Below are 14,908 nucleotides of genomic sequence, written 5' to 3'. Positions count from 1 at the left end.
TTAACTACCGAAGCGTTTTAACCATTCTTTTTCGATAGCCGCTTGCCAACTTGGGTGCGGTTCAGAAACAGATTTAAATTGTTGTGTATTCTTTGCGCTACCCGTTAGGTATTTGCTACTTAATACAGAGGGATCACCCCAGACATTCAAATCCCCTTTACGAGATTGTGCCTCTGGGCTTAATAAGAAATTAATGGCAACTTGTGCACCTGCACTTGCTTTTGCATTCCATGGAATGGCTAAAAAGTGAATGTTAGATAGTGCACCAGAATCCATGGCATAAGCTTTAGTCGTATTAGCTAAGTTACCATTGGCTTGTGCAGAATATACAGCGTTTGGATTGAAAGTAACGGCTAAATCAAGCTGTCCATCATCAAGTAGTTGAATGGTTTCTGATGTACCTGCAGGGAACTGCTTACCGCCACGCCAGGCCACTTTATGGAATTTTTCTAGGTAATCCCACAGTGGTGCGGTTACGGCATTAAAATCCGATTCAGAAACGGGTTTTTGCAGCGCAGGATTATTATCGGTTAGCTCAATCAACATAGATTTTAAGACGCTCGTCCCATGAAACTCTGGTGGGCGAGGGTAACTTAAGCTGTTTGGTTTTTTCTGTGCATAACTTAGCATTTCAGCAAATGAATGTGGTGGGTTCGTTAGGTTCTCAGAGTCATGAATAAATACCAGTTGACCCACTCCCCAAGGCGCTTCTAAACCATCGGTTGGCTCTGAAAAGTCTACATCGACTGGTAGCATTTTATCGACGTATTTCCAACTTGGTAAATCTTGAGTAAACGGACCAAACAATAATTGATTGTCCTTCATGGATTTGAAGTTTTCACCGTTAATCCAAACCATATCAACACTGCCATTGGTGTTTTTATCCGCTGCTTTTTCAGCGATAAGGCGTGGAATAGTTTCAGATATATCACTGACTTTTACGTGTTTTAAAGTCACTTGGTATTTTGATTGCAGTTCTTTATTTGCCCATTGAAGGTAATGGTTAATCTCTTGGCTACCGCCCCAAGCATGAAAATAAACCGTTTGTCCTTGAGCTTCTTTTTCAATTTGTGTCCAATCGGTGGCAAAAGAGGAGGTTGCAAAAAGTGAAGCCATGATCCCGATGGTGGTAAGTTGCTTATTCATAAAGTCATCCGTTGAGTATTTTATTGGTTATAGCAAGCGTACTGTTTATTACTCTTATTTATTATAAAAAGTGTGATAGCGGTAAGAGTTTTTTGTTGTATTGGTAGTAACAACAAAAGGACAGTAATATGTTCTTAACTATTATACCTCTGGTATTAATAATAGTTTCAAACAATTACCATCCTTTTTAATAACGTTTAGCAATACGTTGGATACCAATGTTCTAAGGTTATCGCTTTATTATTTTGCTAACTCTTCCATATTGATGCCTTTTTTCTTCGCAATGTATTTTGGAATAAGAGACATACCAAATAGGATCAGACCAGCAACTGCAAATTTAACTAATAACATTGCTGATACGCCGTTTGTTGCAATATCACCTGCCATGTAAGCAAAGATGAATGCGCCCGGTGCCATTGTTATTAAAGAAACTAAAGCGTAAGTACCTAAGTTTAAGCTCGTTAAACCATAAGCGTAGTTTTGTAAGCTAAATGGGAACACAGGAACTAAGCGAGTTAAGATTAAGAAGCTTGTACCGTTCTTTGCTACGCCATCATCAATTTTCTTAAAGATTGGGTTATCGCCAAACTTTTTCATGATGGTATTACGAAGTAAGAAACGAGCAACGATAAATGCTACAACTGCGCCTAATGTCGCTGAAAATAGCGCTAAAACGCCACCTTTGATAGGACCAAATACGATGCCTGCTACAATGGTGAATGCACTGCCTGGCAGTAAAAATACACAAGCAAACACAAATGCTGCGACAAATACTATGTAACCCCAAGCACCAAAGCCTGCGATCCACTCTTGAAGACTCTTGATATCGGTAATGATCTCAAGAATACCGGTTTGTTTTGCTGCAAATAATGCTACTGCAATCACCGCAATGATAAGTGCAATTTTTACGAATTTCATTTTACATCCCTTTAATTAGTCAACAGACATACATTTGATTAAGCCAGCTTTTGATTTATAGCGGTTGAACCATGATTTCACAGGACTTGCTAATACGTTGACTGGTGGTTCATCACCATTCATGATCACGGGACCGAACATTAAATCAAGGATATGCCAGGCTTTAGTACCTACGCCCATCATAGAGGCACGACATGCAGAGCAATACACTACAACGTGACCCGTTTTAAACTCTTCAACACGACGCTCAATAACACGTCTAGCAACATCAGGGTTTGCAGGAACCACCATGCCACCAAAGCCACAACAACGTGTGTTCTCTTTTGTGTATTCTGGTTCTGCAATTTGGTAACCAAGTTCAGTTAAGATCCAACGAATGCCTGCTTGAAGCTCACTTTCATAACGTGTAGAACAAGAGTCATGAATGGTGAATACCACATCGCTGTTTTTTGCTTTACCAATTAACTCAGCAGGAAGGCCGATTTGAGGTAGCAATTTCCATAGTGATACCGGTTTTTGATTACCACCCGATTTTTTAATGACGGCATAGCAGCTTTGACAAGCCACAATCACTTCTTGTGCATCAAGCTTATTGAAATCCGCTTGCAGTTGGCCGTAACGCTCTTTAAATAGCTCCGTTTGACCAATAGCCGACGTTGGTTTACCACAACACTTTTGTACTGCCCCCATATCTGGATACACTTCTTTTAGATATTTTGCGATGCTCGCAACGCCTTCTGGCGAGTAGGATGGCAGACTGCATCCTGGCATAAATACTTTATTACTCATTTTGAAGCCACCGTACGTTTAGCCATAGTGAAGAATTTAGAGAAGCCAAGCTTCTGGTGCATATTGATTGCTTTGTGTCCCGGAGTTACCGCCATTGGCATTAACAAAATCCACACGAGCACTTAGGAACATCTCTTTCATTGGATAGTCTTTAGGGCAAACAATCGTACATTGGTCACAGGCATTACATGAATAAGCCAATAGAGGGTCCATGGCTTTGTTATTGATGAAGTCACTAAATAAGGTTTTAGGGCAATCGCCAAAGTCATTCATCATCACACATTCATTCATGCACAACTTACATGTACATTGCAGACAGCGAGACGCTTCTTGCTTGATTTGTTCTTCAGAAAAACCAAGATCCACTTGTTTGAAATCCTGTTTACGTTCTTCTGCATCACGTAATTGACCGTGTAGGCGAGGCGTGTCAGTTGTACCTTTTGGAAGTGGAATATCAAGGCGAGAAGGGTAGTTATACTCTTTCTCAAAATCACGATTCTCAGTAAGAGGGCGTTTAGCGAATTGACGTTCAATACTAAGTGCCGCTTTATGACCGAGTGCCATTGCCTCAACAACAATGTTACCGCCACAGGCATCACCAGCAACGTAAACACCGTCAACAGAAGACGCTAAAGTGTGCTTATCAACCACGTAACGGCCGCCACGAGTTTGTTCCAGTGCACCATCAGTAATGTCTGCGACTACTTGCCCTGTGGCAAAAATAACGGTATCTACAGCAATCGTGCGGGTTTCATCCGAGTAACTTGGTGCAAAGTTGCCATTTTCATCAAAAATAGAAATGACTTTTTTAAGTACGATTCCAGTTACTTTTCCGTCTGTTTCTTCAATTGAAATCGGTCCCCAGCCAGCATTAAATAACACGCCTTCTTCTAGAGATTCATCAATTTCAATTTGGCTTGCAGGAAGTTTCGCCATTTCTTCTAATGAACATTGGTGTACTTCATCGGCACCGATGCGCCATGATGAGCGAGCACAGTCCATTGCAACGTCGCCGCCGCCAATGACCATGATTCGCTTACCTGCACGAGGGAAATCACGAGTTTCTGATACTTCTTTTAGATACTCAACTGCAGAAAATACACCTTGTGCTTTGTGACCTGGAAGCGGAATGATTGAACCAACATGAGCACCGTGAGCTAAAACAATAGCGTCATGAGAAAGACGAAGTTCATTGAAAGAGATGTCTTTACCTATCTCTACACCGAATTTCGTTTCAATGCCCAGCATATCTAAATAACCGTATTCAAAATCGATAACATCGCGTGGTAAACGGTATTCAGGAATACCTACACGCATCATGCCACCGTAAACATTCAGCTTTTCATAGATTGTCACTTGGTGACCACTGCGGCGAAGTTCAATTGCCGCTTGTGCACCAGCAGGACCTGCGCCAACGATAGCGATTTTTTTACCGCTGTCATTGGCAACAGTGAGATCCCAATTGCTTTGTTTATCCATTTTTTCGGCAACAAAGCGTTTGATCCCTGCAACACTGATTGGTTGGTTATACTCTGTATTACGACGACACGCTGCTTCACATGGATGAGCACAAATACGGCCAAGAGTTTGAGGTAAGAAAAGTTTTCCGCGGATCAGATCTAAGGCTTCTTGGTAGTTACCTTCACCCGCTAAGCGTACATATTGTTTCACATCCGTGTGCATTGGACATGCAGTTTGACATGCTGGGTCGGCATCACCCATGCAGCCATCTACGACCATTTGAGCGGTATCGTAGAGTTTTTGACTAAAAATTACATTGCTCATTTTTATTATGATTCCAATTTAAGATTGAATTAGATTTGGCCGTTGATAACGGTAACGTTCGGCTGTTTTTCTTCATAGTGAGCGTGGCTGTACTCAATCCATGAGCCGTCATAGTTGTAAACTTCCTCTGCACCAAGCACGTTTTGTAGAATCATGGTTGTATGTGCAGAGCGAACACCTGATTGACAGTAGGCAATGACTTTTTTGCCTTTAATAACGTCGCCGTATAGCGCTTGTAATTCTTCTGCTGATTTCAGTGTGGTGTCTTCGTTTACCGCTTTAGTCCAGTTAATGTGTACGCTCTTTGGAATCGTTCCTGGTCCAAATGCGCCACCAACTGTTGTTGTGCCATTAAATTCGTCGTTACCACGCGTATCAATGATTACCCACTCATCATTGTTTTGAGCTTCAATCACCATATCTAACGTAGCAAGAGCTGTGTGTTTATGTGCAGGTTGTGATGCTTGATAATCACTTTGAGCAATCGATGGATTTGCATTGCCCGTTGGTAAATCAGCACCAACCCAAGCATTTAAGCCGCCATCTAGGTAGCGAATATCGCTGTGGCCTAGTGCTTCAATTTGCCAAAATAGACGAGCTGCATCGTGGTGTGATGTTGCTGCATAAACAACGATAGTTGATTCAGGCGTTGCACCGTAAGAGCTTAGAATTTTTTCCATCTCTTCGGTTGTGTTACTCATACCATCGAACTCATAAGTGCCTTCTTTTGCCGAGTAACCATCACGCCACATGGTAAAAGAACCTTCGATAGGAGCGTCAGGTTTCATTGGATTTAATGCACCAATAACCACAACATTATCACCGTTATCCATCATCTCTTTTAGATCTTGAGCGGCGATAAAGTGCTCTGGATGAGCGTAGTGAGAGAATTTTTCAGTTAGGTGTTGTTCACTGATCTCAAAAGCGGGAGCAGAAAACATGGATTTATAAGTTGGGTACCCTATTGCGACCGCAGCGGCTAAAACGCCGATGGCAATTGTTGATTTTTTCATTGTGTATTTTCCAGTAAGTTTAAAGTTTTTATGTTTTGTTCATCGGTATAAACAAAACAGATTGAATTTTTGAACCTAAAACTGGAGGAAGTGGCCGCTAACTTTTTTATTTTAATTTGGTGTTAGAAGTGACACAAAAGGGTGTTATCCCACTTACCTCTAAGGTAGTAGTGAGATTTTGAGTTATTCATTAAATTGTCACTATTGTGGTAAACCACAATAATGCTAAGGACTTGATCTAAAGCAATAAAATTATTGTGAAAATCGATGATAACTGCATTCCTAAATGTGATGTATAAGGCCCTTTTCATTGACTGATAACTATTACCAAAAACGACTTTCATTTCTTCTATGTTGTTGTTTATTTGTCCTGCTTATTTGCCCTACGATTTGCTACGCAAATTCAGTAAAAATGAAGCAATATGATGTTGGTGTTTTGGCATTAAGAGGGCACTACCACTGTAATATTGCGTGGGAACCAACGATGAGGTGGCTGGAATCACAAATCCCAAACAGTAAGTTTGTATTGCACTCCTATAACTTTGATGGGTTAGAAAGTGCATTTCAAAATGGCGAATTGGATTTCTTATTAACCAGTCCAGGGCAAGCCACCACATTTGCAAGACGGTTGCCTATTAACTGGCTAGCGACTCAGAAGAAAGGGCATGAACTTCCTTTTAGTAAAGCCATTGCCTCTTCTGTGATTGTTAGGGCAGATTCGCCATATCATTCTTTACAAGATATAGAGCACGCCAAAATAGCTGCCGTATCAGAAAAAGCTTTCGGTGGTTTTATCGCTTTTCATTTTGAGATGGATAAATTGGGTTATTTTAATTCGTCTTTTTTTGATCGTATTCAATTCACTGGCCCACCAACGGACAATCTGATCCGTTCGGTAGAGAATGGAGAGTTAGATGTCGCGATAGCCCCGGCTTGTACACTGGAAGAAATGGTCGAAGAAGGATTTATTGATCGTTCTGATTTTCGTGTCTTAGGTCAGCAAGAGCACGATGGATTCACCTGTGCAGTCAGTACACCATTGTACCCAAATTGGACGTTTGCAAAGACGGATCGTGCTTCTAATGAAATTGGTAAGAAAGTCACGCAAGCCTTGTTGGCTATGCCTGCTAATGCCTTTGCCGCCGAATCGGCAAACAACGTAGGTTGGACGCTTCCTGAAAGCAGTTTAAATGTAGATAAGGTATATCAACATTTTGATATGCACCCATTGCAGAAGCCATGGACACAGCAAATGGAAGATTGGCTACATCGTAATCCCTATTTAGCGTTAATGTTGATTGCAGGCTTATTTGGTCTAAACATTTACCATGTGCTGCTTGAGTTGCGTTTTAAACGCAGTAAAAAGGTGTTACGTAAAACACTAGAAGATTTGCGAGAAAAAAGCACCATGCTTGAACATGCACAACGAATTTTGATTGTGGGGGAATTAGGGAGCAGTTTGGCGCATGAGATCAATCAGCCATTGTCGGCGATCAAAAACTATAGCCAAGGGGTAAAGCTACGTATTGAAAAAGGTAATAAGTCTGAAGATCTCCTGCCTGTTATGGAAAAGATCCAACAACAAGTGACGGTTGCCAGTGATATCATTCAGCGTTTAAGAGATCTTATCCATAAAAAACCGATAGAGAAGCGACGTTTTTGGTTAGGAACCCTAGTAAATGACACTTATCGCTTGATTGAACCTGATTTTCACAGAAGTAATATAACGATAGAGATTAACAGTAATGGTGAGCCTAATATGGTGTCCGCAGATTATACTGGGTTGCAGCAATTACTGCTCAATCTGTTAAATAACGCTAAAGACGCTTGCATTAAAATGGGTAAAATAACAGACCCTCTTGTTGTGAGAATTGAGTTAATTTATTTGCCTGATCAAGTGCGTATTATGATCATAGATAACGGAATTGGTATTGAAGACGAAACAACGCCGTTAGAACAAGCATTTTATACCACTAAAAAAGACGGTTTGGGATTGGGTTTAGCGATTTGTCGAGATGTGATTGAAAACCATGATGGAATGATGAAATACAGCTCAGTTAAACCAAGAGGTTGCTGTGTTGAAGTGATTTTGCCTTATCAAAAGGGATAAAAAAGGAAATGGATAAAGGATATACCGATTTAAGTGTTCCAAAAGTGTATGTGGTTGATGACGAACACTCAGTACGAGAATCATTGGTTTTCATGCTTGAAGGCTACGGCTTTTCTGTGTCTGAATTTAATAGTGGTCGAGCGTTTTTAGATTCTGTCGATGTGTCGGCTCCTGGTTGTGCGATTTTAGACAGTCGAATGCCTGATTTAAGAGGCCAAGACGTACATGAATTACTGAATCAGCAAAGTAGCCCTTTAAGTGTTATTTTCCTTACTGGACATGGTGATATACCCATGGCGGTGGATGCACTAAAGGCTGGAGCTGTGGATTTTTTTCAAAAACCAGTGGATGGTGAAGTGCTATTTACTGCTATTCAGAATGGATTAACGGCATCAGAAAAACGTTATAAAAGCCAAGATGTACATCGAGCTTATTTTACGTTAACAGCCAGAGAGCAAGAAGTACTAAAGTTGATTGTTCAAGGAATGAAGAATCAACAAATGGCTGATTCAATGTGTGTTTCTTTACGCACCATTGAGGTCCATCGTTCTAATCTAATGAAAAAACTGGGCGTAAATAGTGTGGTGGATTTGATCATGCGTTATGGAAATAGCATCAGTAATTAGCTAAACCAATAACAATGAATAACCAATTTTTGTTTCCGTTTATGTAATTAAGCTAAAATTATAATGATAAGTGCAAATACTCAGGAGTAAATTATGTTTGATTCAGCATCGATCATAATCGCAGGTTCGACAGGATTGATAGGCCACCATTTATTGAATTTCTCATTAAAAAATGAATCCGTTGATCGAGTTTATAGTTTATCTCGTCGACCACTTGATGAAACGAGTTCAAAACTAGTTCAAATGGTGAGCGATGATTTATCTATAGATAAGCAGCAGATAGAAGAAAGTGCTCCTGAAATTGGTTTTATTGCTTTAGGTACAACCATCAAAAAAGCAGGCAGTAAAGCTGCATTAAAAGCGATAGATACGGATCTTGTTATTTCTGTTGCTCAATCAATGCGAGAGGTTGGGGTTAAGCATATTTATGTTGTCTCTTGCATTGGCGCATCGTCTTCTGCTTTTTCGCATTATTTAAAGTGCAAAGGAGAGATGGAAGACAGCGTATCGCTGTTAGGATTCTCTAGTGTGACTTTTATGCAACCTGGACCATTGTCTGGTGATCGAAGTGAAACCCGAAAAGATGAAGTATTATTGCAAGGGATCATGAGTGCCATTAATCCAATAATGAAAGGCTTTTTATTAAATTATAAGCCGATAGAAGGTGAAATAGTTGCTCAATGTATGCTTGATTTAGCGTTAAGTATTCATCAGGTATCTGGTGTTCATCGTTATACTTCAAAAGCGATGTTTGAACGAAAAACATGACGTAAATTTTACAATGCAAAATACGTAGTCATGATACTAATCAAGAATAATAATATGTATTTATTGAGTGAGGGGTTGTGTTGCAGTTTGATTATAATTTATTGAATACGCTTGAGGTCCTGTTAGAAGAGCAAAGTGTTACCTCAGCAGCATCAAGACTACATTTAAGTCAGTCAGCAGTGAGTAAGCAATTAGCAAAGTTGCGTGAAGTGTTTGATGACCCACTGTTTGAACGTACGCCTTATGGATTACGAGCAACACCAAGAGCGAAGCAATTAGCCCCTGAACTGCGCCAAGTATTGCAACAGCTTGAGTTATTTACACGACCAAATAATTTTGAGCCAGAGAAGAGTAATCGAACGTTTGATATCCATATGGTAGAGCCTGCGTATTCTCTGACTTACCCTCATTTTATGCCAGCGTTGTTAAAGCAAGCGCCACAAGTTAATGTTCATGCGAAAACATGGCGACGTGATAGCTTAGATCAGCTTCTACGTTGTGAGATTGATTTAGCGATCAGTTGCTGGGAGTGGGACACTCGTTCAAAATGGCACGTGAACAATATACCTTCAGAGTTGAATTATATTGAGTTAGCGAGAGACCACTCAGTGTGTTTAGTTCGTGAAGACCATCCTCTATTTGATGAAGAATGGGGACTCGAAACCTTCTTAAAATACCGTCACTTACAAGTGGTTTTTGGTGGGATTGAGCAATGGCTTTTGGACGATATCTTAAACTTGCAGCATTTAAAAAGAGATATCGCAGTGAATTTAACGGATTTCCATTCAGCGATGGAGTTATGTGAGAACAGTGATTTGATTTTGTGTGCTCCTTCAAAGTACATAGACAATATGCTTAAAGGTTCACCATTAAAAAAATTACCAGCACCAATCTCAATGGAGCCGGGTTGTTATGTATTAATGTGGCATAAACACTTTGAATTTGATCATTCACATCGTTGGTTCAGAGAGTTAATTATTGATAAAGTGTCCAAGGAATATTTGGTCAAATAACCCCCATTATTTGTCTCGTCCTAAAATACGTTGACGATTTTTAATTGAAAGCTAAGTGCGTACGCACTTGGCTTTTTTGTGTACTTGATTTGGTGTACTCATTCCCAAGCTTAAATGTGGCCGCATTTCATTATAAATAAAAATAGATTCTTCAACTAAATGCCTTAACTCCTCTAAATCTTTACAGTCATACAAAAGAAACTCTTGTTTAAGTATCCCATTTATTCGCTCTGCTAATGCATTTTGATAGCAATCATAACCATCCGTCATTGATGGCTTAATATCATTTTTATTCAATTTTTCCTGATAAACCTTTGAACAATACTGTAATCCTCGGTCTGAATGATGAATCGTACTCCTTTGATATTGACGGCTATCTATCGCCATATCAAGAGCTTTGACTACATCAGTAGCTTTCATTTCATCACTTAATTCATATCCCATTATCTTTCGACTATAAGCATCTGTTACTAAAGATAAATAATGAATACCTTTTTGTGATTGAACGTAAGTGATATCACTAACAAAAACCTCTTCAGATGCTTGAGGTGTTACTTCTTTAAGTAAATTAGGATGTTTTTTCATCCAATGCTTACTATAGGTAGTTTTTGTATAACTTCGTTTAGGTTTTACTAATAAGCACTCATTTCTTAAATAGGAAAAAAAGTTATCTCTGCCTAACTTTATGCCATGAGTGATGAATTTGGGCTTAAGTAAAAAATATAATTTTTTACCTCCAATACGAGGCATATATCGACGAATTTCTTGCACCATATTTTTAACCGGTGAAAGTTCAACGGCACGTTTCAGAGCTCTACGTTCTTGTTGGTATATACATTGTCTTGTAATGCCAAGTAGCTGACTAGCTCGCTCTAAGCTGATCATTTTCTGCTTTTGAAGACTTCTTGCTCCTTGGCAATATACTTTTTTCTAAGGCCTGCACCATGTTCTGCGTCCATGATATTCACTACTTCATTAAGTAATAAATTACGCATTCTTTCATCATCAAGCTCTCGCTCTAAACGTTTAATTTTTTGTGCAGGCGATTCTTTCGCTTTCGGGGATTTAGGCATAATAATCTTAGGTGATTGAGACCAGTCCATCTTACCGTGTTTTCTTAACCAAGTAAGTACGGTAGATCGACCTTGAATGCCATAAATGTTTTGAGCTTGCTTATAGGTCATATCGCCTTTTTCTATAGCGGCAACAAGCTGCAATTTAAAGCCTAATGAATAATCGCGTTGAGTTCGCTTATTCTTTGTTTTTTCTTGATTTGTCATATAAAAGTCCTAAATGTGTAAACACATTTCAGGACGAGACAGGTTAATGAAACAAGGCTTCGATGAAAAACAAGCAATGAGACTGAAATGGTTATCTAAAGATATGAACGAACATGAACGCTACATGCAAGATTTTGATTTAATTTTTAAAGAGTTAGAAAGATGGGGGCCAGGTTCTGAAAGTGACACATTAAAAGCATTACAGAAACTACCTAATAAACCAACGACGCTACTTGAGATTGGTTGTGGGCAAGGTATTGCTACTGAGCTTTTTGCTCGACATACCGATGCAATGATTACCGCGGTTGATAACGAAGAGTTTGCACTCAAGCATTTAATGGAAAAAATGCAACAAAATGGTTTAGAAGAGAAGATCACAACGGTATGTGCCGATATGGCTAAAATGCCGTTTGATACAAAGAGTTTTGATCTTATTTGGTCTGAAGGTAGCGCTTATATAATGGGAGTGAAAAATGCCTTAAAAGCATGGAAACCATTATTAAGTGAAGATGGTGTTCTTGTGGTAAGCGATTTAGTTTGGAGTACGGATAAACCAAGTGAGAGTGCCTTGTCTTTCTGGAAAAAAGAATATCCAGATATGGTGTCAGTTTCAGATCGAATTAAGCATGCACAACAAGCGGGTTATGAGGTTATTGAGCATTTCTCTCTTAGTGATGCAGCATGGGAAGCGTATTATCACCCTTTAATTAAGCGATTAGATACATTAAAAGATACGTTAATAGATTCTCCTGTATTAATTGATTTTAAGAATGAAATAACCGCATTTAAACAGCGAAAAAATGAGTTCGATTATGAGATTTTTATACTAAGGTCTCGTTAAGAACAAAAATTACTGACCTGTTTATCAATTTACCGATTATGCTTTGAAAGATGATAAAACATATAAGGTTGTGGAATGGATTACTCTCAATATCATGTTGAACAAACTCAAGAAATTACGGATCTTGTTACTCGCACTTTTTCAAAATCAGAAGGGGTTGATGAAGGCACACTGATTGGTGCATTAATCAAAGATCTTTTTGCAACAACAGATCCTGATGATATGTTTATTTTTGTTGCGAAAGATAACGACAAAATTGTCGGAAGTATCTTTTTCACACGCTTAACATTTGAAATAGATACAACGGCATTTTTGCTTTGCCCTGTTGTTATTGATGCTGAATATCAAAAAAAAGGGGTTGGTCAGGCGCTTATTAATCATGCTCTTGAGGTTTTGAAACAAGAAGGTGTTGAGTTGGTATTTACTTATGGTGAGCCAAAGTTTTATGAAAGGGTTGGTTTTGAGGTCATAAGCGAAGAGCAATTTAAGTCTCCAATTCCATTGAGTTATTTGTATAGCTGGTTAGCTCAATCTTTAAATGATGAAGCATTAACTTATATTCCAGGGCGTTCAAAGTGTGTTGCTGCTCTTAATAATTTGCGACTCTGGTAACCGTTACTCATTGCTTCTTTAGCATTCGATAAAAAGGGATAATCGTACTTTGTAGTAAGTACAATTATCCCTTTTTGCGTATATTTATCCATTCTATTCACCTTTCCAGTATGAATGTTTAGACAGGACGTATTTGATTTGGCATTCTCATTATTATAATAACACTAAGGCATATTCGCCTTTAAAAGGATAATAATGAAAATAGGAATAATCGGCTTAGGTGACATTGCGCAAAAGGCGTATTTGCCCATCATTACTCAGCTTCCGGGTATCCAACCGCTTTTTTGTACACGAAACCCTGACACGCTCATACAATTATCGTCTAAATATCGTATAGAAGGGACTTGCCAAGATTATCATCAGCTTCTAAAAATGGGTGTGGATGCCGTGATGATCCATGCTGCAACTCAAGTTCATTTTGATATCGCTTCTTTTTTTCTGAAAAATGGTATCCCAACCTTTGTTGATAAACCTCTTGCTGATTCCGCACAAGAAGCGGAGTTGCTGTATACGATTGCAGAACAATATAACACCCCGCTTTACGTTGGATTTAACCGCCGACATATTCCATTGTATAACCAATTTGTACCAGAGCTTGCGAACGGAACGATAGGTAAATTGCGTTCATTACGTTGGGAAAAACATCGTCATGCTTTACCGGGTGATTTACGAACCTTTATCTTTGATGATTTCATACACCCATTGGATAGTGTGAATCTAAATGCTCAGTCCACCATTGATGATGTGTATGTTACTCATCAAATGCAGGGAGGACAGCTAGCAAGATTAGACATTCAATGGCAAGTTGATGAGACAATATTACATGCTTCAATGGATCGTCATTTTGGAGTGACAACAGAGCGAGTTTCTGTTGGTTATGAAAATCAATCTCTTGAGTTTTCATCGTTTGTTGAAGGACGACAATGGCTGGATAACACAGAGCAAAAGTTAGTATTGAAAGATTGGACACCAATGCTAACAAGTAAAGGGTTTGAAACTATGATTAAAGATTGGATTCGAGTGGTGGAAAAGGGCAAGTTATCAACCGCAACAGCGGATCGTAACCTTGCCAGTCACCAATTGGCTGAGGCTGTGTATCAGAAAATACACAACCAATTGAAATAATAACTACTTGAGTCTTCTTGATAGTTTTATATAAACAAATAAAGACAAAAATATGATCGCACCTCCAGTTAATTTCTGAGGTGCGACGACTTCATTAAGAATGCTAATACTAAGTAAAAGAGTCCAAATTGGCTCTAGTATCATGATGAGTGAAGCGGTTTCAATGTTGACTGAGAATTGCCCGAGTGTTTGTGCAAGGTATCGAATTGCTGTGGCAACAATGGTAGAAATCAAAAACCAAAAGATGGCGTGTTGAGTGATTTCAAATGGAGGATGAGAATTAAAAGAGGCATATAAGCATCCACTAATACCGACAATAAATAGCTGAACACAAATCGATAGCAATGGTGTTACTGAGCCAATAATGCGTTTATTAAGAACAAAATGCATCGAAAGCAGTAATGAAGAAAGCATAAAGCCAAGTTGACTTGCCTCCAATTTCCAGCCATTTCCTAAAGTAAGTAATATCATTCCAAGTACCGATATTGGTAGAGCAATCCAAAAGGCTTTATTGGGTTTATTGCGAAATAATATCCATGAAATTACAGGTGCGATGATCATCGCTAAACTCATGATGAATGCGCCTTCAGCAAGCGATGTGGTGATGGATACAGCGTATACCCAAACTTGCAGAGCAAAAGACAGCACTAAGCCTACGCCACTCAATGCTAATATTTGTTTGCCAGTTAATGTGCGAAATTGTTTGAAACAGAATGGAGCGAGCACAAAACTAGCCAGTAGAAATCGAGCACCGATAAAAATATCACCCGGTATGGTCATCACAACCATTTTTGATGCTCCCCAGCCGATAGCAGCCAGAATGGTGGCAATAATTAGGTAAATCATTCCGCGCATGATGTTATCTCTTGATAAAAATGACGA

The 14,908-nt window shown here is 39.1% G+C and carries 13 protein-coding genes and 1 pseudogene; 7 read left to right on the top strand and 7 right to left on the bottom strand.

Annotation, left to right across the window (positions count from 1 at the left end):
- From AVFI_RS14155 to AVFI_RS14135, 5 genes and pseudogenes are all read right to left on the bottom strand, one after another.
- Positions 1-1,146 (bottom strand): ABC transporter substrate-binding protein, encoded by a 1,146-nt coding sequence (locus AVFI_RS14155; RefSeq protein ID WP_054776211.1) that lies wholly within the window; start codon positions 1,144-1,146, stop codon positions 1-3.
- Positions 1,147-1,386: 240 nt separating this feature from the next.
- Positions 1,387-2,064: a TVP38/TMEM64 family protein gene (locus tag AVFI_RS14150; protein ID WP_188863899.1), complete on the bottom strand. Its 678-nt coding sequence runs from the start codon at positions 2,062-2,064 to the stop codon at positions 1,387-1,389.
- 15 nt (positions 2,065-2,079) lie between these two features.
- Positions 2,080-2,853, bottom strand: coding sequence for a (Fe-S)-binding protein (locus AVFI_RS14145; RefSeq protein ID WP_017019888.1), 774 nt, complete (start codon positions 2,851-2,853; stop codon positions 2,080-2,082).
- Positions 2,850-4,638, bottom strand: a pseudogene (locus tag AVFI_RS14140) (FAD-dependent oxidoreductase). Before AVFI_RS14140 ends, AVFI_RS14145 begins: the two are co-directional and overlap by 4 nt.
- 29 nt (positions 4,639-4,667) lie before the next feature.
- Entirely contained in the window at positions 4,668-5,651 is a 984-nt protein-coding gene (locus AVFI_RS14135; RefSeq protein WP_188863898.1) for a sulfurtransferase, read from the bottom strand.
- 412 nt (positions 5,652-6,063) lie between these two features.
- Between AVFI_RS14135 and AVFI_RS14130 the strand changes: the two genes are divergently transcribed.
- The 4 genes from AVFI_RS14130 to AVFI_RS14115 all read left to right on the top strand — a co-directional run bounded on the left by AVFI_RS14130 (position 6,064) and on the right by AVFI_RS14115 (position 10,168).
- Entirely contained in the window at positions 6,064-7,761 is a 1,698-nt protein-coding gene (locus AVFI_RS14130) for a sensor histidine kinase (protein ID WP_188863897.1), read from the top strand.
- 8 nt (positions 7,762-7,769) lie between these two features.
- A complete protein-coding gene (locus tag AVFI_RS14125; protein ID WP_054776212.1) occupies positions 7,770-8,387 on the top strand; it encodes a response regulator transcription factor in 618 nt (205 codons plus the stop codon).
- 93 nt (positions 8,388-8,480) lie between these two features.
- Positions 8,481-9,155, top strand: a complete 675-nt coding sequence (locus tag AVFI_RS14120; RefSeq protein ID WP_054776213.1) for an NAD-dependent epimerase/dehydratase family protein — start codon at positions 8,481-8,483, stop codon at positions 9,153-9,155.
- Positions 9,156-9,232: 77 nt separating this feature from the next.
- The gene (locus tag AVFI_RS14115; protein WP_005421882.1) at positions 9,233-10,168 is read left to right on the top strand and encodes a LysR family transcriptional regulator; all 936 of its coding nucleotides are present in this window, start codon (positions 9,233-9,235) and stop codon (positions 10,166-10,168) included.
- A 51-nt stretch (positions 10,169-10,219) separates the two neighbouring features.
- Here AVFI_RS14115 and AVFI_RS14110 read toward each other — a convergent pair.
- Positions 10,220-11,448 (bottom strand): IS3 family transposase gene (locus AVFI_RS14110; RefSeq protein WP_408580437.1). Its coding sequence is split into 2 segments (ribosomal slippage): positions 10,220-11,085 and positions 11,085-11,448, totalling 1,230 coding nucleotides; the frame shifts between segments, so codons are not numbered across the junction.
- 13 nt (positions 11,449-11,461) lie between these two features.
- Here AVFI_RS14110 and AVFI_RS14105 point away from each other — a divergent pair.
- The 3 genes from AVFI_RS14105 to AVFI_RS14095 all read left to right on the top strand — a co-directional run bounded on the left by AVFI_RS14105 (position 11,462) and on the right by AVFI_RS14095 (position 14,026).
- On the top strand, positions 11,462-12,289 hold the full coding sequence (locus tag AVFI_RS14105) for an SAM-dependent methyltransferase (RefSeq protein ID WP_252653962.1): 828 nt from the start codon (positions 11,462-11,464) through the stop codon (positions 12,287-12,289).
- Positions 12,290-12,364: 75 nt separating this feature from the next.
- The gene (locus AVFI_RS14100; protein ID WP_012535339.1) at positions 12,365-12,901 is read left to right on the top strand and encodes a GNAT family N-acetyltransferase; all 537 of its coding nucleotides are present in this window, start codon (positions 12,365-12,367) and stop codon (positions 12,899-12,901) included.
- Between the two features lie 195 nt (positions 12,902-13,096).
- On the top strand, positions 13,097-14,026 hold the full coding sequence (locus AVFI_RS14095) for a Gfo/Idh/MocA family protein (RefSeq protein WP_188863997.1): 930 nt from the start codon (positions 13,097-13,099) through the stop codon (positions 14,024-14,026).
- A 3-nt stretch (positions 14,027-14,029) separates the two neighbouring features.
- On the opposite strand, the gene AVFI_RS14090 is transcribed toward AVFI_RS14095, so the two are convergent.
- Positions 14,030-14,881, bottom strand: coding sequence for a DMT family transporter (locus tag AVFI_RS14090; protein WP_012535189.1), 852 nt, complete (start codon positions 14,879-14,881; stop codon positions 14,030-14,032).
- Positions 14,882-14,908 lie beyond the last annotated feature (27 nt).

Source organism: Aliivibrio fischeri ATCC 7744 = JCM 18803 = DSM 507 (genome assembly GCF_023983475.1).
GTDB lineage: Bacteria > Pseudomonadota > Gammaproteobacteria > Enterobacterales > Vibrionaceae > Aliivibrio > Aliivibrio fischeri.
This window is presented reverse-complemented; position numbering and strand designations above follow the sequence as displayed.